This window comes from Nocardia sp. NPDC023852 (assembly GCF_040639505.1).
In the GTDB taxonomy this organism is placed as follows: domain Bacteria; phylum Actinomycetota; class Actinomycetes; order Mycobacteriales; family Mycobacteriaceae; genus Nocardia.
This window is the reverse complement of the sequence record NZ_JBFAAB010000011.1, coordinates 100,796-120,234: the sequence shown is the minus strand read 5'-3', so window position 1 is coordinate 120,234 and position 19,439 is coordinate 100,796. Positions and strand designations below refer to the sequence as shown.

Genomic DNA, 19,439 nt, shown 5'->3' with positions numbered 1-19,439 from the left:
GCCCATTCAGTAACGCACAGATCACAGCGAATCGGGCCGAATTACACCGACGCCACCGGCGCTGTCACCGCTGAAGTCAGCCGGACCAGATCGGCGGGCGCCAGCTCGATCTCCAGTCCACGCCGCCCCGCGCTGCACAGCACCCGGTTCCAGGACAACGCGGACGCGTCGACCACGGTGGGCAGCGGCTTGCGCTGGCCCAGCGGGGAAATGCCGCCGAGCACGTACCCGGTCGTCTTCTCCGCCCGCGTCTTGTCGGCCATGCTCGCCTTAGATGCCCCGAGCGCCGCGGCGGCGGCCTTGAGCGACAACGTGTTCGGCACCGGAAGCACGGCCACCGCGAGCGAGCCGGTGGTCAGCTCGATGACCAGGGTCTTGAAGATCTGCTCGGCCGCGAGCCCGAGCTCGGCGGTCAGCGCGTCGACCGCCTCGGTGCCGTAGGAGTCGGCACGCGGGTCGTGCTTGTAGGTGTGCACACGGTGGGCCACCCCCGCCTGGGCCAGGGTACGGATCGCCGGGGTCGAGGCTCCTGCCATGGCCGAAACTCTAGCGGCGCGACCAGCGGGGGCGGCAACGGCTCTTGGTGCAGGACAGTGGCTACGGGAACACAGCGCGGGCCGCGCATGTTGTAGGCGATACATAGCGCTCGGAGGGATTTCAGCCCTCTGTCGCACGTGACAAGGCCCTGTAAAGACGTGAAGGAGATGTCGGTGCCACTGCTGCTCGACGACCGTCCGGGATGGACCGAGGCGTTACCGACACGAGCCGGATTCTCGCTCGACATGCCGTTGCCGGTAGATTTGGCAAGTACGGCGATCGAAGGGACAGGTGTGACGAGCGACGATGACGTGGTGGCCGACGATGTCGCCGCGGTCGACGATGCCGAGCTGGCTCAGCGCTTCGAGCGGGACGCGCTCCCGCTGCTCGACCAGCTCTACGGCGCCGCGCTGCGCATGACCAGAAATCCGGCCGACGCCGAAGACTTGGTGCAGGAGACCTACGTCAAGGCGTTTCAGGGATTCAAGTCCTTCAGGGAAGGCACCAACCTCCGTGCCTGGCTGTATCGAATCCTGACCAACACCTACATCAACTCCTACCGCAAGAAACAGCGTCAGCCCGCGCAGTACCCGACCGACGAGATCACCGACTGGCAGCTGGCCGCGACCGCCGAGCACACCTCGCAGGGGCTGCGCTCGGCCGAGGTCGAGGCGCTGGACGCGCTACCGGACGACGACATCAAGGCGGCACTGCAGGAACTGCCAGAAGAATTCCGGATGGCGGTGTACTACGCCGACGTCGAAGGCTTCCCGTACAAGGAAATCGCCGACATCATGGGCACTCCCATCGGTACGGTGATGTCCCGGCTGCACCGCGGCCGCAAGCAACTCAAGGGTTTGCTCGCCGATGTGGCGCGCGAGCGCGGATTCAACCGTTCGGGGGAACGCCAGGAGGTCAAGCAGTGAGCGAGCGTAGCGAGCGAGCCGCAAACGCAGCTACCGCGGTAGTCACGACGGAACCGAGCGCCGACGAGGTGGAGTCGTGAGTAACGAACGGGACCCCGACATGGAGCTCGACTGCACGGCGGTACTCGCCGACGTGTGGTTGATGCTGGACGGCGAATGCGACGACGCCACCAGAGCCCGGTTGCGGCACCACATGGACCATTGCGGCCCTTGTATCGAGGCCTACGGCATCGAGGAGAAGATCAAGGGTCTGCTCAGCCGAAAGTGCGGCGGCGACCGCGCGCCGGATTCCCTACGCGAGCGACTGACCATCGAGATCCGTAAATCGACCACGTTCATCGAGAGCACTGTCGAGACGTCGGAGTAGTCGAGCCGGACATGCCGAGCGGCACGCCTTCCCCGCGGGAAGTGCGTGCCGCTTCATGCTTTTCGGCTGAGCGTTTCGCTCAGGCGTTCGGCCGCTTGCCGTGGTTGGCAGCGTTGCCCTTCCTGCTGCGCTTCTTACGTCCGCGCTTACCCATGAGTAGTCTCCCTTCTGGTTGAAGCACATTGTTTCATGTGTGGTTGGCTGTAGCTTCAGCGGATGCAGGCCAACGAGTGAATGGGGTGTCATGGCTGAGGAAGTACTCGCCGAGCTGGTGTCGGTCGTCTACCAGGTGGTCGTCGAGGAAGGCGCCAGCGTGCAGGAGGGCGACACCCTGGTGATCCTCGAGTCGATGAAGATGGAGATCCCGGTGGTCGCGGAGTCCAGCGGCACCGTGACCTCGATTGGCGTCAAGGAGGGCGACGCGATCAAGGCGGGCCACCTGATCGCTGTCATCTCCTGACCTAGCGCGGCGGTAGACCTTCATGGCGACTCTGAGCGAGCTCCTGGCCGAGCACACCGACCTGCCCGGCGTCGCCGTCGACCATCTGCAGCGGGTCGTGGGCGATTGGCAGCTGCTCGCCGATCTGTCCTTCGCCGACCTGCTGCTCTGGGTCGGAGCGGGCCCGGTATCGGCGGGGGCCGACATCGTGTGCGTCGCCCAGTGCCGACCTACCACGGCGCCCACCGTGCACCAGGAGGACATGGTCGGCACGTTGGCGCTGAAAGCCGATCATCCTCAAGTGTTCGAGGCGTTGGTAACCGGCAAGGTCGTGCGCGCGGACAGTGATGTCGAGACCTCCGGCGTCTACCATCCGCGCCCGGTGCACGCCGTGCGCGAGGCCATTCCCGTGCGCTGCGGCGACGACGTGATCGCGGTGCTCAGCCGGGACACCGACCTGCAACGTTCCCGGGTGCGCAGCACGCTGGAGATCGCCTACGTTGCCTGCGCGGACGACCTGTGCCAGATGATTGCCGACGGCACCTTTCCCACCACCGAGGACCGCGCGGCCACCCATTCCAGCCCGCGCGCCGGGGATGGTTTCATTCGGCTCGATACCGAGGGCATCGTCGTTTACGCCAGCCCGAATGCGTTGTCGGCATACCACCGGATGGGTTTGCAGGCCGATCTCGCGGGACAGGATCTCGCCGTCACCACCCGCTCGTTGATCACCGACCCGTTCGACGCGCAAGAGGTGGTCGGCGACATCCAGGCTGCCCTGGCCGGGCGGACCGGACGGCGCATGGAGGTCGAGGCGCGTGGCGCGACCGTGCTGCTGCGCACTTTGGTGCTGCGCCCGCACGGTGAACTGGCAGGCGCCGCCGTACTGGTTCGCGACGTCACCGAGGTCAAGCGCCGCGACCGCGCGCTGCTCAGCAAGGACGCCACCATCCGGGAGATCCACCACCGGGTGAAGAACAACCTGCAGACCGTCGCCGCGCTGCTCCGCCTGCAGGCTCGCCGGACCGAGAACGAGGAGGCGCAGGTGGCGCTCACCGAGTCGGTGCGCAGGGTCACCTCGATCGCATCGGTGCACGAGATGCTGTCGATGTCGGTGGACGAAGAGGTGGACCTGGACGAGGTCGTCGACCGGCTGCTGCCGATCATGGCCGACGTCGCCACCGTGCACACCGCCCGGATCAAGGTGCGCCGGGCCGGTTCGCTCGGTGTGTTCTCCGCAGAGCGCGCGACCCCGTTGGTGATGGTGCTGACCGAACTGGTTCAGAACGCCATCGAGCATGCCTTCGACTCTGGGGAGAACGGCACCGTCACCATCCGTTCCGAACGCTCGGCCCGCTGGCTCGACGTGATCATCAGCGACGACGGCCGCGGTCTTCCCTCCGGTTTCAGCCTGGAATCCTCCGACCGCCTGGGCCTCCAGATCGTCCGCACCCTCGTGACCGCCGAACTGGGCGGCTCCATCGGCCTGCACCCCGGCGCCGACATCGGCACCGACGCGGTACTGCGCGTCCCTCTGGGCCGCCGCTCCGCGCGATAATTTGCTGTGTTTGTTTTGCAGCGCCTGCGGCGCTGCGTGTTCGCGGCCCCCTTGTGGCTCGCGAACGGGAATGCTAGGTCTCGCTGCGCTCGGAACCGGGGGTTGGGCCGGTGTGGTTGCGTCGCGCCGTAATCGCAGCATCCGGTGATTGCGACAGCCGCGCATACAACACAGCCACGAATACAACACAGCCCGGCACCTTTGCGGGTGCCGGGCTGAAGATGCGTTACCGAGCCGGGCTGAATGGCCCGGTAATGCGGGTCGTCTGGCTAGACGACAGTGCGGGTGCGGGTGCGCGCGTTCCGGCGTTTGAGTGCCCGGCGCTCGTCCTCGCTCATACCACCCCACACACCGGCATCCTGTCCGGACTTCAGGGCCCAGGATAGGCAGTCGGCGGTGACGGGGCAGCGAGCGCAGACCAGCTTGGCATCGGCAATCTGTGCGAGCGCCGGACCACTGTTACCCACCGGGAAAAACAGCTCGGGGTCCTCATCGCGACAGATGGCCTTGTGGCGCCAGTCCATTCCTCTGCTCCTTTGCTGGGCGCCGCAAAGGGCGCCTATGGTTTCTGGTTCGTTCACTTGTGCGACTCGAATGTTTCCGCACGGTTGCTTGTGAATGCTTTCACGAACACCGTAGATGTCAATAGGCATGCGGTGCACCGTGGGGAAGCTCACGGTCTCAAAGTCCCCCTACGGGGTACCTGCCCGGTCCTTTGTACTCGCTCTACCGGGTTTTTGCAGCACAACCGCGATGTTTTTCGCGGCGTTTCGCACTCAGTCCGGCTGAGGCGCGATCACCCCGAGGACGTTGGGTACCGACGTGAACTCCACCACGTTGCGCTTTCCGATGAAGTCGCCGTCGATTTGCAAACCGATGGGTTCCTCGGTCTCGATTCTTACGGAGGGAACGTCGTCTTCACGAATCAAGTTGCGGGACTTGGGGTTTCCATTGGCAGCAAGAAGTTGACGCGCGAGCAGCAGAGTGGGGAGCACGGCCATCGAGCGGACGGCAAACAGTCCGAGTCCGCTCTCGAACCGGGTGCCCGGATTGGTGTGCACCGGGGTGGTGTTCAGGTAGGTCCACGGTGTGGTGTTCGTAACAAAGGCGTAGTGCACACCGCGCACCGCCAGATGACCCGGTATTTCGATCCGAATTGTCGGTTCCCTGCGTCTGGCTCGGAAGAATTGCCGCACAGTTGTTCGAACATAGCGCGCGGGTGTGACCGGGTGACCGTCGGCGCGGCTTGCGTCGATCGCCTCGCACACGTCGGCGTCCAAGCCGACGCCGGCGCTGAAGCAGAACCAGCGGTCATCGGCCATTCCGAGCCCGATTCTGCGGTCCTTGTCCAGTGTCAGCAGGTCGATGAGCTGGTTGGTCGCGGTGACCGGATCGTGCGAGATCCCCAGCGCTCTGGCGAAGACGTTCGCCGAGCCGCCGGGGATCACGCCGAGGCGGGGCAGCCAGGCCTGGCCGTCGTTCAGTTCGGGTAGCGGCAGGAAACCGTTGACGGTCTCGTTGACGGTGCCATCGCCGCCGTGCACCACGATCAAGTCCATCTCATTGGTAGCGGCCCACTGCGCCAGTTCGGCGGCATGGCCGCGATGCTGGGTGTGTGCGACGGTCAGCTGGGTGCGGCTCTCCAGCGCGTGCGCCAGCAGGTCCCGCGTTGCCGGCGTAGTCGAGGTGGCATTCGGGTTCACGATCAGGAGCGTCCGCACCTTCGCAGCCTAGTTCGCTCCGGACCCGTGCCGGAAAGCGGCGAACGCAACCTGGGGGGCTCGCGCCCCTCGGCCGACGCCACGGCGGTGTCCCGTTCGTCTGGGTCGTAGGCTTGCCGCGTGAGCGAGCGCAGCGAGCGAACCACAAGCACGGCCGAGCCGAGTGCCGACGAGGTGTCCCGATGAACGACAACGCTTCAGCCGGTGTGCCGACGACGGTGCGTTCGGCCGGTGGTGTGGTGACCCTCGAAGGGGTTGCCGCCGTGGTCGTGGCGGTCGTGCTGGTCGTGCGCGGGCTGCTCGGCCACGACCAGAGCGCGACGAGCGGGTACGGAACGGCCGCCTGGTTCGGCATCCTCGGCGGTGCGGTGCTGGCCGCGGGCATCGGACTGCTGCTCGGGAAGCGCTGGGGTCGGGCGATCGCCGTCATCGCCCAGTTGCTGCTGCTTCCGGTCACCTGGTCACTGCTCACCGATTCGCACCAGCCGGCCTACGGCGCGCTGCTCGGGATCGCTGCGGTCACCGCGCTCGTGCTGCTGTTCGCGCCGCCGTCGACCCGCTGGATGGCGCAGGACTACGGGGTCGAGCCGGAGTAGTTCGAGGCAGCCGCTCCGGAAGCGGGATAGCGGCCGGTGCGCAGCGCCGCACGGCAGAGGTGGTCGGCGTGCCTGGTGGTTTCGGGCAGCCGGTAGCGCGGGGTCAGGGCGAGCACCTGCGCACACGCCGTGTCGAGGTCGATGCGGTGGCCGACGGACACAAACACGGGTTTCACGCCGGTCCGGGTGCGCAGCGCGCGTCCGACCACCTCTCCGTCGATGGTGATGTCGGTGGCAGCGCCGCGCTCCCGGCCGGGCTCGGCGTACTCGCCCCATACGGTCTTCGCGACGCCGATCGTCGGCACTCCGGTGAGCAGTCCGAGGTGGCAGGCCAAGCCGAAACGGCGCGGGTGCGCCAGCCCCTGTCCGTCACAGACCAACAGATCAGGTGCGGAATCGAGCTTTTCGAGGGCGGCGAGGGTGGTCGGGATCTCGCGGAAGGCGAGTAGGCCGGGCACGTAGGGGAAGGTGGCGACGCCGTGCGCCACGGTAGAGGTGACGGGCCTCAGAGTGGTGGCGTCCAGGACGACTACCGCGGCGACGGCGCCGGTGTCGTCATAGGCGGAGTCGAGCCCGGCTACCGTGTGGAACCGCATGCCCGGCGCGGTGCGCTGATCGACCCGCGGCCGTAGGTCGTCCTGGATCACCATGGCTTCCTCGGCCGTCGTCGGCCAGGAAAGGTGGTCGACGTGCGCGAGCCACGACATGGCCGGTGCCGTTTTACCGCGCCTCGGCGGCCAGCGTGCCGAGGGCGGCGCCCGCGAGCCGGTAGCCGACCCACTCGTCCTGCACCACGGCGCCGATCGACTCGTAGAAGTCGATCGAGGGCTGGTTCCAGGTCAGCACCGACCAGGCGACGCGACTGTAGCCGTTGTCCACGGCCTCCTTCGCCAGTGCCGCCAGCAGCGCCTTACCGTAGCCCTTGCCTCGGGTCTCCGGCTTGACATACAGGTCCTCCAGGTAGATGCCGTGCACCCCGTCCCAGGTGGAGAAGTTGAGGAACCAGATGGCGCAGCCGACCGGGCCGGTGTCGTCCGCGACCACGTGCGCGAAGACTTTCGGTTCCGGCCCGAACAGCGCGGTGTCCAGCTGCTCGGCGGTGACCGTGCACTCGTGCTGAGCCTTCTCGTATTCGGCCAAGTCGTGGACGAGGCCCACGAGCGAGGGCACGTCGGAGGGGACGGCGCGTCGCAGGACGGCCGCGCCGAGGTCGGCGGCGGGGTCGGTGGCGGCGGGGCCGGATCGGGTCACAGTGATGCTCCGTGGGATAGCAGGTTGTGCGCATGGATGGTTCGCGCGTCGTGTTCGTAGCCGAGCACGGTCAGCGCGCCGGTCGACATGGCGAAGCGGCGGCCCTCCAGGATGTCGAATTCGGCCCACCGGGCGATCAACGCCCGGGAGAAGTGGCCGTGCCCCACGAGCACGATATCCCGATCCGGCAGCACCGGTGCCACGGAGGCGAGCATCCGGCCCGTGCGGGCACGCACCTCGTCGGCGGTCTCGCCATCGGGGACTGCTCCTGTCCAGATGGTCCAGTCGGGTACGGACTCGCGGATCTGCGGGGTGGTCAATCCCTCATAGGCGCCGTAGTCCCATTCGGCCAGGTCGGCGTCGACCACGATGTCGGTGAATCCGGCCAGCGTCGCGGTGTGCACCGCGCGTTGCCACGGGCTGGTGAGTACCAGCGGGGCCCGCAGGGCCAGCGCGGTCAGCAGGGTGCCCGCTGCCCTGGCCTGCTCCTCACCGCGTTCGGTGAGCGGCAGATCGGTTCGGCCGGTGTGCCGCCCCTGAGTGGACCAGCTGGTCTCGCCGTGCCGGAGCAGCACAACGCGGGCGTCGTCTAGTGCGGACATGAATCCATCATGGGCTACGTCACACCGCTCGAGTCGGCTCGCCCGACGCGCTGCCTTCAGACCCGTATCGCGGCCCGGTTGTCAGCCGCATTCGGCCGGTGTCAACACCACCAGAGGCAGCGCCCGCGACACCTTGGCCTGGCAGTCGGCGAGGAGCGGGTTGTTTTCGAGCGCCCAGCGTGCGAACTCTTCGTACTCGTCCCCCTCGAGGGCTCGTGCGGTGGCAGCGAATCTGTCCGTGCCGATATCGATCGTGACCTTCGGATCGGCTTTGACGTTGTAGTACCAAGCTGGATATTTGTCCTCTATGAACGAGCTGACGTACATGACGTCGCCGCGCCGCAACAGGCCGAGCGGCACGACGTGCTGCGCGGGTCGGCCGCTGTGTACAGCATTGTCAGCAGCCCTTAGTAGGGTCATCCCATGAGTTCTTCTCTGAGCGTCTACCTGCTCGACGTTGCTGCTACGCGCGCTTTGGTCGGATCCCGCGATGACCAATTGCTCGAGGTGATCCGCGACAAGTTCGGCGACGACCTGGCCCGCGACGACGACTACTTCAGCCACGAGATCGAGCAAGGCGCCCCCACGGCATACGAGGCACTGCGCGCGGTCATCCACAGCGGGCCCTTCAGCGAGAACGAGGATCACGCCTTCCAGTACGGCTACGCCTACCAGCGACTGTGCTCACTCACCGGCTCGTTCCTCGACAACGACTGTTTCACACCACACCGGGGTGACTGGCTGTCGGTGGTCGACCAGGGCCTGCGGGACCTGGGCATCACCGCTGTATCAGTGGAATCCTTCAGCCGCAACAGCGATCTGCCCGGTCTCCTTCCGAACCCCTACACACCGGGCTGTGGCGAATGGACGCCCGAGCACATCGCACAGGCGTTGGAGCAGTTCGAGGCCACCAAACAGGCGGTCGATGAGTCGGGACACGCGCCACCGCTGGAGCCCGAAGTCGTGGAGGCCGTCATGCAGTGTCTCAGCTGGGTGCGGCACGCGGGGGCACGATCAGGTTTCGGTGTTATCGGCTTCCGCTCCTGAGGTCTGGGACGAGGCGAACGGATGCCTACCCGGCAAGACACCGACCACCGAGAATCCGCTCGTGACGCTCTCTTCGCATCGCCGGAAACATGTACCGGCACCACCAGCTCGGTCCACACGCAGGCATGCGACCACACAGGTTCAACGCTCAACCCCACCCCCGACATCCAAGCGTATCCATCCACAGGCTGCCCGCTGAACGCGAAGATCAGTGACAACTAACCTGCCGATCCAGTGACAGAAACGCTGCCTCATCCACCGAAAAACGCCTGCCCAGCAGCGACCATCAGTGACAGATACGGCGCTTTGTCACACTCAGCCGAGGGCGTAGAGGGTGTCGCCGCGCTTCTCCAGCACGGTGCCACCGAGCACGGCGAGGGAGATCGGGGAGTTGTCGTATCCGGGGCGGTCGAGGGGTATGCGGGTCAGTTCGGCGCCGGAGCTGGGGTCGAGGATTGCGATGCCGCCGGCGACCGGCACGAGCAAGCGGCCCGCCATGGCGGCGGGGCTGCCGAGGGCCCGGGGGGCGGTCCACAGCGGGTCGAATGTGCTGCCGTTCAAGGCGATCACGCTGTTGCCGGTGAACACCAGGTATGCCGAGCCGATCCGCGTCGTCGTGCTCGTTTCGCTCAGCGGCGCCGAAAGATCATGCAGCACAATCGGATTACCGTTCCCGTCGTACACCGCAAGGCGCGGCGGCAGCTTTTCCGTGCCCGCGGACGCGCCCGGGAGGTACAGCACGATTCGGCTGTCGGACACCGCGATCACCCGCGCGTCGGGAGACTCGGCGCCGAGACCGGTCAAGACGTGCGAACCGTACTCTTCAGGCACCGTGTTGTCCTTCGGCGCCGGGTTGAGCACGGTCAGCCGGTTGGCGGGGTCGGTCGGGCAGCGTTCCAGGACACCCAACCGGGAGGGGCTGGAACTCGCCGACAGCAGCGCGCAGCCTTTGCGCGGTTGGGTTTTCACGTTCACCGGCGCGTCGACGAAGCCGTACTCGAGGGTGCGCACCAGATCCGAGCGCCACACCTCCAACCGCTCCGGGCCCTGAGCGACCACATACGTGCCGTCGACCGACAGGCGCACATTCGGGTCCATGTAGCTGCTGCGCGCGGTTCGCCGGGCGCCGCTGTCTCCGGCGAGCAAGGTGGACTGACTGCAGCCACGGTGGTCGCGGTACACCGCGACCACCGTGCCGAACTGGCCCTCGATCCCACACAGCGGCATGTCGCGCTGGTACTTCCACAGCTGGCTGCCCGTGCGCGGATCGCGGCCGGTGACGGTGCCGTCGGCACCGGTCACCGCGACGCCGCCGGACACGAGCGCCCGCGCACTCGCGTTGTCCGGCGCACGCCACAGTTCGCGCAGCGAGGTCGGCAACTGATCGGCCGCGACCGGCGTCGGCACGGTGGTGGCCGCGGTCACCGATTCGGTGCCGGGCGAGTCACCGTGCGCCCACACCACGATCCCCGCGACCACCACGAGAACCGCGATCGTCAGTGCGGAGATGATGTCGGCGCGCGTCCGCCGCTCAGGTGCGAGCACGAGTGCGAGACTAGCGGATCAGACCGACGCGGCTGCCGTGGTCTCGGCCGTGCTCGTGTCGCCCTCGGTCGTCTCGCCCTCGGCGGCCTTGCGCCGCCTGCGCCTGCGGCGTGCGGGTTTGTCGGACGACTCGGCGTCGCCCTCGCCGCTGTCAGGCGGGGTGTCGGCCTCGGTGCCCTCCGCCGCATTGTCCGAGGAGCCGTTGTCCGTGGCGCCTTCGGCGGGCTTGCGCCGCCTGCGCCTGCGGCGTGCGGGTTTGTCGGACGACTCGGCGTCGGGGGACGTTTCCGCCACCGGTCCGGCTTCGTCGCCGGTGGTCGCGTCGCCGGTGCCGTTCGGTTCGGCGCCGTCGATCGGCTGACCGGCGCGGGTGCGCCTACGGTTGCGCTTGCGCGGTGCACGGTCGGGGCGCTCCACCACGACCCCGTCCGGTTCGCGTTCCGGCTTGGGCTTGCGGATCATGCCGCTCACACCCTCCGGAATACCGAGGTCCGAGTACAGGTGCGGCGAGCTCGAATACGTCTCGACCGGATCGGGGATACCGAGGCCGAGTGCGGTGTTGATCGCGGACCAGCGGTTCAGCTCGTCCCAGTCGATCAGCGTCACCGCGACGCCGGTGCGGCCGGCCCGGCCGGTGCGGCCGATCCGGTGCACGTAGGTCTTCTCGTCCTCCGGGCACTGGTAGTTGACGACGTGCGTGACGTCGTCGATGTCGATGCCTCGGGCGGCGACGTCGGTCGCGACCAGCACGTCGATGGCGCCCTTGCGGAATTTGGTCAGCGCCTTCTCACGGGCGATCTGACCGAGATCGCCGTGCACCGCGCCGACCGCGAAACCGCGCTCGGCCAGCTCGTCCGCCACCTTCTGCGCGGTGCGTTTGGTGCGCGTGAAGACCATCGTGGCGCCCCGGCTCTCGGCTTGCAGTATGCGGGCGACCAACTCGCTCTTGTCCAGCGCGTGTGCGCGGTAGACGAACTGCGCGGTGCGGTCGTGCACGGCGGAGTCGTGCGGCTCTTCGGCCCGGATGTGCGTCGGGCGAGTCAGGAAGGTGCGCGCCAGCGTGATGATCGGGCCGGGCATGGTCGCCGAGAAGAGCATGGTCTGGCGCTTGTCCGGGACCATGCCGAGAATGCGCTCGATGTCGGGAAGGAACCCGAGGTCGAGCATCTCGTCGGCCTCGTCGAGCACGAGCACGCCGATCTTGCCGAGGATCAGATGTTGCTGGTCGGCGAGGTCCAGCAGTCGGCCCGGGGTGCCGACCACCACGTCGACGCCTGAGCGCAGTGCCGCGATCTGCGCTTCGTAGGGTCGGCCGCCGTAGATGGACGCGACGCGCAGCGGGCCCTGGTGATTGCTCAGGTATTTGCCCGCGTTATGCAGGTCCTGCGTGACCTGGACGCAGAGTTCCCTGGTCGGCACGATGATGAGCGCTCGCGGCGTGCCGTCCAGGGGGGTGGTGCCGGATTGAGCGGTCGCGATCCGGTGCAGCAGCGGCACACCGAATCCGAAGGTTTTTCCCATGCCGGTGCGGGCTTGACCGATGAGGTCCTCACCGCCGAGCGCCAGTGGGAGGGTCAGTTCTTGAATGGCGAAAGTACGTTCGATGCCGATCTCGCCGAGCGCGCGGACGATTTCCTCGCGAACTCCTAATTCGGCGAAAGTCGGGGCGGTATGCGTTGCGTCCAGTTCGGCCGTCAACAGGGTGTCCGCCAGTCCGGGTTCCTGATCGACTGTGATCTTGCTCAGGGTTCGTGCCTTCCTCGTAATCGCGTCACACGCGCACGAGGTGGGGCGGGCCGGGCGGCCCGCGACAACCACGTCTCCGCCTGCGATACTCACCCGGCCACGCTCTGGATGTCGGCGCCGGCCATAAAACGGCGGCTACCTGGAAAGACATCGGCGCGGCGCACTGGTGACGCGGATCTGGTGCGCGCACATTTTCCTGTCCAACAAAAACCTCGCACTCGAAACCGGTCGGCGGTCGTAGCGGCGTACCCACGATGTGCGGGCGCGGCGTCCGGCAACTCTGTCGAGCGAAACTTTCCGTTGTCCGCAGTGATTGTAGCGTGATATTGTGCGCGATTCGAATTGCCGCCACGGCGCGCTGTCCGATTTTTCGAAAACCGAAGTGCGCTTTCGTCGCGTCAGCCGTCGACGTACGCTGCGCCACATGGCAATTCATCCGGCGCGGCAAATTTGGCCGACCATCGAACCGCTACCCGGTGTCGGCTATTTCGGTGCCGGTGTCAGGGAGGTGGGCGTCGGGCGCCGCGCAGTCACCTCGGCATCCTGGCCGGACCGACCGCCCGCGACACGACATGGAGTTACCTCGAGAAGTTGCTGACAGAGGCCGCATGGTCCGCGCGGAGTATTAGGGTGGGGCGTATGGGAGCACAGTCACCTGCCGCGCTAGGTGTTACGTCGACCGACCCAGCAAACCTCTCCATCCCCGCGAGCCATCCCGGAGTGACCGATCTGTTCGCGGTCCTCGCCTACGGTGAGATCTCCGCGTTCTATCGGCTGGCCGAGGAGGCCAAGTTGTCGCCGACGCTGCGGGGCAAGGTGGCGGCGGCGACGATGGCCGCCGCTGAGATGGAGCACTTCAAGACACTCCAGGCCGCGCTCGCCGAGCGCGGCGCCGACATCTTCGACGCCATGGCGCCGTTCGTGCGGGCGCTGGACGATTATCATGCCTCCACCGATCCCTCGACCTGGCTCGAGTCGATGGTGAAGTTCTACGTCGGCGACGGCATCGCCGCCGACTTCTACACCGAGATCGCGGGCGCGCTCACTCCCGATGTCGCCGCGGTGGTCCGTGATGTGCTCGCCGAGACAAGACATTCGGAGTTCGTAGTCGAAGAGGTGCGTAACGCGGTCGTCCACAATCGCTCCGAGCGTGACCGTCTCACCTTGTGGGGCAGACGCCTGCTCGGTGAGGCGATCACCCAGGCCCAGTACGTGATGGCCCAGCGCGACGAACTCACCGATCTGGTCCTCATCGCCACCGGCGACCTCAACGGCATCGCCGAGCTCTTCGAGCGGATGCAGGCCAGTCACGCCGAACGAATGGCAGTGCTCGGCATCTGATTCGCTGCGCATTCTGCTGCTGCCGGTGGATCTACGCAATGGTCTGGTCGGCGGGTCCGTTCCCTGTGGCGCGCAGGCGCCTACTCGTTTACCGCGCGGTTGGGGACCAGCCGCAGCCCGGGCGCGTGTGTGCTGGCGCGGTCGGCGAGCCAGACGATGAGGTTCTGGTCGCGGTCGGCCTCCAAAGTCTCGAACGGCACGTCGACCGGCCCATGGACGGGATGGTCGAGGTGCAGCGTGCGGGAGATGTGGGCGCCGACCCGGTGCGGCTTCCAGCGCTGCGCGAAGTCTGGGTGGCGGCGCAGCGCATCGATCGTCTCCAGCAGTGAATCGTCGCCCGGCCAGCGGAGTTTCGCACGGGAGAGCGTGGCGGAGAAGATGTCGGCGGCCTCATCCCAGTTGCGGAAGACGCGCCGCGCCGCCGGATGCAGGAAGGTGTACCAGGCCAGGTTGGGCTGTTCGTCATGGTCCAGCAGGCCGAGCGGGGCCACGAAGTCGACCCATGCCTGATTCCAGCCGAGCACGTTCAGCCGACGACCGACCACGAACGCGGGCGTGGGATGCAGGGCACGCAGGATGGTCTCGATCGTCTCCGCTACCTGCTCCTGAGCGGATTCGCTTCCAGGGCAGCGTGATTCATTGCCCGAGGCCAGGGCGAGCATGCTGAAGTGGTGGCGGTCGCCGCCGCGCAGCAGCAGCGCGTCGGCCAACGCGTCGATGACCGCGACCGACGGGTTGGTGTCGCGACCCTGCTCCAGCCGGGCCAGATAGTCGGCGCTGACTCCCGCGCGGACAGCGACCTCTTCGCGGCGCAGGCCGGGTGTCCTGCGCCGTCCGCCCTCGGGCAACCCGACATCCGACGGCCGCAGTTCGGCGCGCCGGGCGATGAGGAATTCCGCGAATCCGTTCCTAGCCATGTGCCCCATCGTGCCTTTTCCTGGGATTGTTAGCCGCGCCCTGGCAGGTCCAGGATAACGGCGGTCTGGTTAACGGACCGCGGTCCGGCAATCGTCGGGAGTATGACAACCTCCTCGGAAGCCCGCACGCCCACCCAGACACTGAAAGCCGGTTCGTGGGCGCTGGACACCGCGCACTCCTCGGTCGCCTTCACCATCCGTCACCTCGGCATCTCCAAGGTGCGGGGTGGATTCACCCGGTTCGAGACCGAATTCGTGGTCGACGAGTCCGGCGCCGCCACCATCGGCGCGACCATCGAACTCGACTCGTTCGACACCGGGAACCCGGATCGGGACGCGCATATTCGCACCGCCGACTTCCTCGATGTCGCCAACCGTCCCACGCTCACCTTCCGCGCCGCCCGACCGGTGGCCGTCGCGGAGACCTTCCAGGTCGAGGGCGAGGCAACGCTCGGCGCGATCACCAAGCCGGTCACTCTCGAGGTCGAGTGGGGCGGGGTGCAGGACTTCGGGCCGACCGGCGACCGGCACGCGGGTTTTTCCGCGACCGGCACCATCAAGCGCACCGATTTCGGTGTCGGCGGCCCGATGCCCGGCATGCTCAGCGACACCGTGAAGATCGAGCTCGATATTCAGCTCATCGAGCCGAAGTAAGTTCCGCGGAGACCTGCCGGGACGATGTTCGCGAAAGGCGAACACCGTCCCGCCCGACCGGACGAAATGATCTTCGAACACCCGGCGTTACGACTGATTTCGCAGGTACATGGGTAACTCGTCGGGTACACCCAGAACTGGAGCGGCCCACATGCAGGACCTGAACGCGTCGTCGTCGGCACTCACCGGTACGGCCTGAATACCAGGAGAGGCGGGGGCGCACTAGCCTGGGATCGACAACACAGGACTCTTAGTTCGGAGGTTGGCCGTGGAGGTCAAGATCGGTATTTCGGATAGCCCGCGTGAGCTGGTGATCAACAGCGCGCAGACCCCGGAAGAGGTCGAGGCGGTGGTGTCCGGTGCGCTGAGCGGTGAAGGCGGCGTCGTGTCGCTCACCGACGAGAAGGGCCGGAAGTTCCTGATCCAGGCCTCGAAGGTCGCCTACGTCGAGATCGGTACCGCTACCGGCGGCCGCGTCGGTTTCGCCGCCGTCTGAGACCGGTCTCCGGCCCATACGTGTGGAGCCCCTGTTCCCGATCGGTGGGGAACAGGGGCTCCTTCGTCGCTGCGCTCGCTCAGCCGATCGGGTGCAGCGGCACGTGCTTGAGGCCGCCCCAGGCGAGCGAGACGGTGGTGTCGACCGCCTCCTCCTTCGGGATCGGCCGATCGGCCTCCAGCCAGTAGCGCGCCGTGAACTGGCTCGCGCCGACCAGACCGACGGCCAGGATGCGCGCACGGTACGGGTCCAGACCGGAGTCGTGCGCCACCAGGTCGAACACCGCGTCCACGCAGGCCTCGGTGGCCTGCTCGACCCGGCGCTGCACCTGCGGCTCGCTGGTCAGGTCGGACTCGAAGACCAGCCGGAAACCCTGCATCTCGTTGTCCACGAAGTCGAAGTAGGCCTGCACCGCCGCGCGCACGCGCTGGCGGTTGTCGGTGGTCGACCGCAGCGCCTGCCGCACGCTGGACACCAGCATGTCCACATAGTTCTGCAGCACCGCGAGGTACAGCTCCAGCTTGCTGCTGAAATGCTGGTACAGCACCGGTTTGCTCACGCCCGCGCACTGCGAGATCTCGTCCATGCCCGCGGCGTGGTAGCCGCGCTGCACGAAGACTTCGCTTGCCGCCGCTAGCAGTTGTAGACGTCGCTCGTCGCGCGGAAGCCGGGTACCGCGTTTGGCGGGTGCCGCTGCCCCGGACGACGATCGGCGGGACGTCATCCGGTCCACGAGGTCAGTCATGTCGGCTCTCCCAGTCGATTCCCCGGCAAAAGGGATGTGCACCGGGTTATCCCATGAACGATACCCGGTAGTTGCCCGCCCGCAGCTCGGGGTCGGGCAACTCGTGCCACCCGGTGAGAATTGTCGCATCGAGGCGGCTGGCGCACTTCCCCGTCCGTGGGGACTCGTCCGCTGTGAGACTCTGGTCTCTGTGTCCGACCGACCGGAAAGACCGTCCGGCGGGAGGCGCGGAGCCCGCCGCCCCGCTGGCTCCGGCGCGTCCGGTTCCGTAGTGTCGGGCCCCATGGCGAGAACCGGGCCAGACGCGAAATCGGGTGAAGCGGCTCGACCCGACGCCGCGGCAAGGTCCGGGGCCGATGGCGGATCACCAGGCCGGGGCGGTGGGTCCGGCGACCGGAAGCGCTCGACTCGAACCACCGAACCCCCTGGGCAGCAGGCCGATTCGAACCCACCGCCGCGCGATCGCGACGGCGTCGAGATCTACGATCCGCTCGGCCTGTACAGCACAGACGACCGATCACACCAACCGCTGCGTGCCCGCTGGGATCCCACCGCACCCGACGAGGGTAGAGCGCGGGGTCGCCCCGAGCGGGATGCGAAGAAGCAAAGCGCACTCGGCAGATTCGTCTCCACCTATGGCTGGCGGGCGTACGCCCTCCCGGTGCTTTTCGTGATCACCGTTCTTGTAGTCGCGGACGCGATCCGCAGCACCGACACCGCGGAAGGCGCGGGCGGGGCTCCCGGACTCGGACAGCTCAGCCCGCACACCGCGACCGCGGGCATTATCGGAGCCCCGCCGGGAGACGGACACTTTCCCACCGATCTGCCGACCGGGGCGCTGCCCGAGGGTGGTGCGTTCGCCGTGACCGGCACGGGCAGCTGGCGCGTGGTACCGGGCAGCACCGCCCAGATCGGCACCGGAACGAACGTCTTCCGCTACACCGTCGAGATCGAGGACGGCGTGGACGCCTCCGGTTTCGGCGGCGACGAGTCGTTCGCCAAAATGGTGGACTCCACCCTCGCCAATCCGAAGAGCTGGGCGCACGACCGCAAGTTCGCGTTCCGCCGCGTCGATCAGGGCGCCGCGGACTTCCGCATCTCGCTCACCTCGCGCGAATCCAGCCGCAAGGAATGCGGTTTCGACATTCCGATCGACACGTCGTGCTACAACGCCGACAGCCGCCGCGTGGTGCTCTCCGAGGTCCGCTGGGTCCGTGGGGCGCTGGCCTTCGAAGGCGACATCGGCTCGTATCGGCAGTACCAGATCAACCATGAGGTCGGCCACGCCATCGGCTACCACCACCATCAGCCGTGCGAGACCGACGGCGGATTGGCGCCGGTGATGATGCAGCAGACCTTCGGCACGTACAACAACGACATCGCCACCCTCGACCCCGACGGCGTCGTCCCGATGGATGGCAAGCGCTGCCGCTTCAACCCGTGGCCCTACCCGCGCGGGTAGGTGGTCGAATGAGCCGCGGGCGGTAGCGCTCGCAGAACACCGTCGACCTCTCGCGCCGGGTAGGGCGGCTACCGCTGCAGGGTGGTGATGCGGGACGATGTGCGGGGAAGAACGGTTCGGTCAGCGGTGTTGCACAGGGGAGCAGCCCGTAAAGGGGCCAACTGCCGCTGCGATCGGCCAACGCGATTCGAGGAGTCCTGGACGTGTCATCACCGAAGTCCCTGCCGCCACTTGTCGAGCCGGCCGCGGAGCTGACCAGGGACGAAGTAGCCCGCTACAGCCGTCACCTGATCATCCCGGATCTGGGCGTGGACGGGCAGAAGCGGCTGAAGAACGCCAAGGTGCTGGTGATCGGCGCCGGTGGGCTGGGCTCGCCCGCCCTGCTGTACCTGGCCGCCGCGGGTGTCGGCACCCTGGGCATCGTCGAGTTCGACGAGGTGGACGCCTCCAACCTGCAGCGTCAGATCATCCATGGTGAATCCGACATCGGCCGCGCGAAGGCCGACAGCGCGCGCGATTCCATTCTGGAGATCAACTCCGGCATCGAGGTCCGGCTGCACAAGATCCGCCTGGAGCCGGACAACGCGGTCGAGCTGTTCAGCGAGTACGACCTGATCGTCGACGGCACCGACAACTTCGCCACCCGCTACCTGGTCAACGACGCCGCGGTGCTGGCGGGCAAGCCCTACGTGTGGGGCTCGATCTACCGCTTCGAGGGCCAGGTCTCGGTGTTCTGGGAGGACGCGCCGGACGGCCGCGGCATCAACTATCGCGACCTGTACCCGGAGGCGCCGCCGCCCGGCATGGTGCCGTCCTGCGCCGAGGGCGGCGTGCTCGGCGTGCTGTGCGCGTCGATCGGCTCGGTGATGGTCACCGAGGCGATCAAACTGATCACCGGCATCGGCGAGCCGCTGCTGGGCAGGCTGATGGTGTACGACGCACTGGACATGAACTACCGGACGATCAAGCTCCGCCGCGATCCGGAGCGTCAGCCGATCACCGAGCTGATCGACTACGAGGCGTTCTGCGGCGTGGTGTCCGAGGAAGGCCAGGTGGCCGCCGCCGGGTCTACGATCACCGCGCGTGAGCTCGAGGATCTGATCGACGCGGGCAAGGAGATCGAGCTGATCGACGTGCGCGAGCCGGTCGAGTGGGACATCGTGCACATCGAGGGCGCCAAGCTGATCCCGAAGGACCGCATCCTGTCCGGTGAGGCGCTGTCCGAGTTGCCGCAGAACCGTCCGATCGTGTTGCACTGCAAAACCGGTATCCGCTCCGCCGAGGCGCTGGCCGCCCTCAAGCGCGCGGGTTTCTCCGACGCCACACATCTGCAGGGCGGCATCATCGCCTGGGCCAACCAGGTCGACAAGTCCCTGCCGGTGTACTGAGCAGTGTTCGGCCGCGCATGGCCGCTCGGACGCGAGCCATAAGGGGGCCGCGAACACGGCGCGCCGAAGGCGCGCCAAAACCAACACAGCGTACGGTACGG

22 protein-coding genes are annotated in these 19,439 nt (G+C 67.1%); 11 read left to right on the top strand and 11 right to left on the bottom strand.

What is annotated here, in order from left to right; genetic code table 11:
- Positions 1-41: 41 nt before the first annotated feature.
- Entirely contained in the window at positions 42-536 is a 495-nt protein-coding gene (gene ybaK, locus AB0H00_RS17235) for a Cys-tRNA(Pro) deacylase (protein ID WP_357266954.1), read from the bottom strand.
- A gap of 294 nt (positions 537-830) precedes the next feature.
- Here ybaK and AB0H00_RS17230 point away from each other — a divergent pair, with 294 nt between their 5' ends.
- The 4 genes from AB0H00_RS17230 (at position 831) to AB0H00_RS17215 (ending at position 3,827) form a co-directional block, all read left to right on the top strand.
- The gene (locus AB0H00_RS17230) at positions 831-1,463 is read left to right on the top strand and encodes a sigma-70 family RNA polymerase sigma factor (protein ID WP_195096945.1); all 633 of its coding nucleotides are present in this window, start codon (positions 831-833) and stop codon (positions 1,461-1,463) included.
- A gap of 100 nt (positions 1,464-1,563) precedes the next feature.
- Positions 1,564-1,830, top strand: coding sequence for a mycothiol system anti-sigma-R factor (gene rsrA, locus AB0H00_RS17225; RefSeq protein WP_357267142.1), 267 nt, complete (start codon positions 1,564-1,566; stop codon positions 1,828-1,830).
- 244 nt (positions 1,831-2,074) lie between these two features.
- A complete protein-coding gene (locus AB0H00_RS17220) occupies positions 2,075-2,290 on the top strand; it encodes a biotin/lipoyl-binding carrier protein (protein ID WP_357266951.1) in 216 nt (71 codons plus the stop codon).
- Positions 2,291-2,312: 22 nt separating this feature from the next.
- Complete coding sequence (locus tag AB0H00_RS17215) at positions 2,313-3,827, top strand: histidine kinase N-terminal domain-containing protein (protein ID WP_357266948.1); 1,515 nt, start codon at positions 2,313-2,315, stop codon at positions 3,825-3,827.
- Between the two features lie 269 nt (positions 3,828-4,096).
- Here AB0H00_RS17215 and AB0H00_RS17210 read toward each other — a convergent pair whose 3' ends face one another.
- Complete coding sequence (locus AB0H00_RS17210; RefSeq protein ID WP_011211115.1) at positions 4,097-4,351, bottom strand: WhiB family transcriptional regulator; 255 nt, start codon at positions 4,349-4,351, stop codon at positions 4,097-4,099.
- Positions 4,352-4,603: 252 nt separating this feature from the next.
- Positions 4,604-5,548 (bottom strand): diacylglycerol kinase family protein, encoded by a 945-nt coding sequence (locus tag AB0H00_RS17205; protein ID WP_357266945.1) that lies wholly within the window; start codon positions 5,546-5,548, stop codon positions 4,604-4,606.
- Positions 5,549-5,730: 182 nt separating this feature from the next.
- Between AB0H00_RS17205 and AB0H00_RS17200 the strand changes: the two genes are divergently transcribed.
- Entirely contained in the window at positions 5,731-6,144 is a 414-nt protein-coding gene (locus tag AB0H00_RS17200) for a hypothetical protein (protein ID WP_357266942.1), read from the top strand.
- On the opposite strand, the gene AB0H00_RS17195 is transcribed toward AB0H00_RS17200, so the two are convergent.
- The 4 genes from AB0H00_RS17195 to AB0H00_RS17180 form a co-directional block, all read right to left on the bottom strand.
- On the bottom strand, positions 6,123-6,851 hold the full coding sequence (locus AB0H00_RS17195) for an endonuclease V (protein WP_357266939.1): 729 nt from the start codon (positions 6,849-6,851) through the stop codon (positions 6,123-6,125). The genes AB0H00_RS17200 and AB0H00_RS17195 overlap by 22 nt on opposite strands.
- Positions 6,852-6,864: 13 nt before the next feature.
- Entirely contained in the window at positions 6,865-7,395 is a 531-nt protein-coding gene (locus tag AB0H00_RS17190) for a GNAT family N-acetyltransferase (RefSeq protein ID WP_357266936.1), read from the bottom strand.
- On the bottom strand, positions 7,392-7,997 hold the full coding sequence (locus AB0H00_RS17185) for an acid phosphatase (RefSeq protein ID WP_357266933.1): 606 nt from the start codon (positions 7,995-7,997) through the stop codon (positions 7,392-7,394). Before AB0H00_RS17185 ends, AB0H00_RS17190 begins: the two co-directional genes overlap by 4 nt.
- A gap of 81 nt (positions 7,998-8,078) precedes the next feature.
- Complete coding sequence (locus AB0H00_RS17180; RefSeq protein WP_357266930.1) at positions 8,079-8,417, bottom strand: nitroreductase/quinone reductase family protein; 339 nt, start codon at positions 8,415-8,417, stop codon at positions 8,079-8,081.
- Between the two features lie 3 nt (positions 8,418-8,420).
- Between AB0H00_RS17180 and AB0H00_RS17175 the strand changes: the two genes are divergently transcribed.
- On the top strand, positions 8,421-9,044 hold the full coding sequence (locus tag AB0H00_RS17175; protein WP_357266927.1) for a hypothetical protein: 624 nt from the start codon (positions 8,421-8,423) through the stop codon (positions 9,042-9,044).
- 315 nt (positions 9,045-9,359) lie between these two features.
- On the opposite strand, the gene AB0H00_RS17170 is transcribed toward AB0H00_RS17175, so the two are convergent.
- Entirely contained in the window at positions 9,360-10,589 is a 1,230-nt protein-coding gene (locus AB0H00_RS17170) for a hypothetical protein (RefSeq protein ID WP_357266924.1), read from the bottom strand.
- An 18-nt stretch (positions 10,590-10,607) separates the two neighbouring features.
- The gene (locus AB0H00_RS17165) at positions 10,608-12,356 is read right to left on the bottom strand and encodes a DEAD/DEAH box helicase (protein WP_357267139.1); all 1,749 of its coding nucleotides are present in this window, start codon (positions 12,354-12,356) and stop codon (positions 10,608-10,610) included.
- 618 nt (positions 12,357-12,974) lie between these two features.
- On the opposite strand from AB0H00_RS17165, the gene AB0H00_RS17160 reads away from it, so the two are divergent.
- Positions 12,975-13,676 (top strand): ferritin-like fold-containing protein, encoded by a 702-nt coding sequence (locus AB0H00_RS17160; RefSeq protein ID WP_357266922.1) that lies wholly within the window; start codon positions 12,975-12,977, stop codon positions 13,674-13,676.
- An 80-nt stretch (positions 13,677-13,756) separates the two neighbouring features.
- Here AB0H00_RS17160 and AB0H00_RS17155 read toward each other — a convergent pair whose 3' ends face one another.
- Entirely contained in the window at positions 13,757-14,593 is an 837-nt protein-coding gene (locus AB0H00_RS17155; protein ID WP_357266919.1) for a helix-turn-helix transcriptional regulator, read from the bottom strand.
- A gap of 102 nt (positions 14,594-14,695) precedes the next feature.
- Between AB0H00_RS17155 and AB0H00_RS17150 the strand changes: the two genes are divergently transcribed.
- Together AB0H00_RS17150 and AB0H00_RS17145 are read left to right on the top strand one after the other, a co-directional pair.
- A complete protein-coding gene (locus AB0H00_RS17150) occupies positions 14,696-15,247 on the top strand; it encodes a YceI family protein (RefSeq protein WP_357266916.1) in 552 nt (183 codons plus the stop codon).
- 268 nt (positions 15,248-15,515) lie between these two features.
- Positions 15,516-15,743 (top strand): DUF3107 domain-containing protein, encoded by a 228-nt coding sequence (locus AB0H00_RS17145; protein ID WP_357266914.1) that lies wholly within the window; start codon positions 15,516-15,518, stop codon positions 15,741-15,743.
- Between the two features lie 79 nt (positions 15,744-15,822).
- On the opposite strand, the gene AB0H00_RS17140 is transcribed toward AB0H00_RS17145, so the two are convergent.
- Positions 15,823-16,488: a TetR/AcrR family transcriptional regulator gene (locus AB0H00_RS17140; protein WP_357266911.1), complete on the bottom strand. Its 666-nt coding sequence runs from the start codon at positions 16,486-16,488 to the stop codon at positions 15,823-15,825.
- A gap of 283 nt (positions 16,489-16,771) precedes the next feature.
- Here AB0H00_RS17140 and AB0H00_RS17135 point away from each other — a divergent pair, with 283 nt between their 5' ends.
- Together AB0H00_RS17135 and moeZ are read left to right on the top strand one after the other, a co-directional pair.
- Positions 16,772-17,950, top strand: a complete 1,179-nt coding sequence (locus AB0H00_RS17135) for a DUF3152 domain-containing protein (protein WP_357266907.1) — start codon at positions 16,772-16,774, stop codon at positions 17,948-17,950.
- A gap of 203 nt (positions 17,951-18,153) precedes the next feature.
- A complete protein-coding gene (moeZ, locus tag AB0H00_RS17130; RefSeq protein ID WP_357266904.1) occupies positions 18,154-19,338 on the top strand; it encodes an adenylyltransferase/sulfurtransferase MoeZ in 1,185 nt (394 codons plus the stop codon).
- Positions 19,339-19,439 lie beyond the last annotated feature (101 nt).

Excerpts from the sequence above, each read along its gene's own strand:
- AB0H00_RS17220 (WP_357266951.1), top strand. The coding sequence starts at position 2,075 with ATGGCTGAGGAAGTACTCGCCGAGCTGGTGTCGGTCGTCTACCAGGTG.
- AB0H00_RS17155 (WP_357266919.1), bottom strand. The coding sequence starts at position 14,593 with ATGGCTAGGAACGGATTCGCGGAATTCCTCATCGCCCGGCGCGCCGAA.
- AB0H00_RS17180 (WP_357266930.1), bottom strand. The coding sequence starts at position 8,417 with ATGACCCTACTAAGGGCTGCTGACAATGCTGTACACAGCGGCCGACCC.
- AB0H00_RS17215 (WP_357266948.1), top strand. The coding sequence starts at position 2,313 with ATGGCGACTCTGAGCGAGCTCCTGGCCGAGCACACCGACCTGCCCGGC.
- rsrA (WP_357267142.1), top strand. The coding sequence starts at position 1,564 with ATGGAGCTCGACTGCACGGCGGTACTCGCCGACGTGTGGTTGATGCTG.
- AB0H00_RS17135 (WP_357266907.1), top strand. The coding sequence starts at position 16,772 with ATGGCGAGAACCGGGCCAGACGCGAAATCGGGTGAAGCGGCTCGACCC.
- AB0H00_RS17195 (WP_357266939.1), bottom strand. The coding sequence starts at position 6,851 with ATGTCGTGGCTCGCGCACGTCGACCACCTTTCCTGGCCGACGACGGCC.
- AB0H00_RS17140 (WP_357266911.1), bottom strand. The coding sequence starts at position 16,488 with ATGACTGACCTCGTGGACCGGATGACGTCCCGCCGATCGTCGTCCGGG.
- AB0H00_RS17150 (WP_357266916.1), top strand. The coding sequence starts at position 14,696 with ATGACAACCTCCTCGGAAGCCCGCACGCCCACCCAGACACTGAAAGCC.
- ybaK (WP_357266954.1), bottom strand. The coding sequence starts at position 536 with ATGGCAGGAGCCTCGACCCCGGCGATCCGTACCCTGGCCCAGGCGGGG.
- AB0H00_RS17160 (WP_357266922.1), top strand. The coding sequence starts at position 12,975 with ATGGGAGCACAGTCACCTGCCGCGCTAGGTGTTACGTCGACCGACCCA.
- AB0H00_RS17200 (WP_357266942.1), top strand. The coding sequence starts at position 5,731 with ATGAACGACAACGCTTCAGCCGGTGTGCCGACGACGGTGCGTTCGGCC.
- AB0H00_RS17175 (WP_357266927.1), top strand. The coding sequence starts at position 8,421 with ATGAGTTCTTCTCTGAGCGTCTACCTGCTCGACGTTGCTGCTACGCGC.
- AB0H00_RS17210 (WP_011211115.1), bottom strand. The coding sequence starts at position 4,351 with ATGGACTGGCGCCACAAGGCCATCTGTCGCGATGAGGACCCCGAGCTG.
- AB0H00_RS17185 (WP_357266933.1), bottom strand. The coding sequence starts at position 7,997 with ATGTCCGCACTAGACGACGCCCGCGTTGTGCTGCTCCGGCACGGCGAG.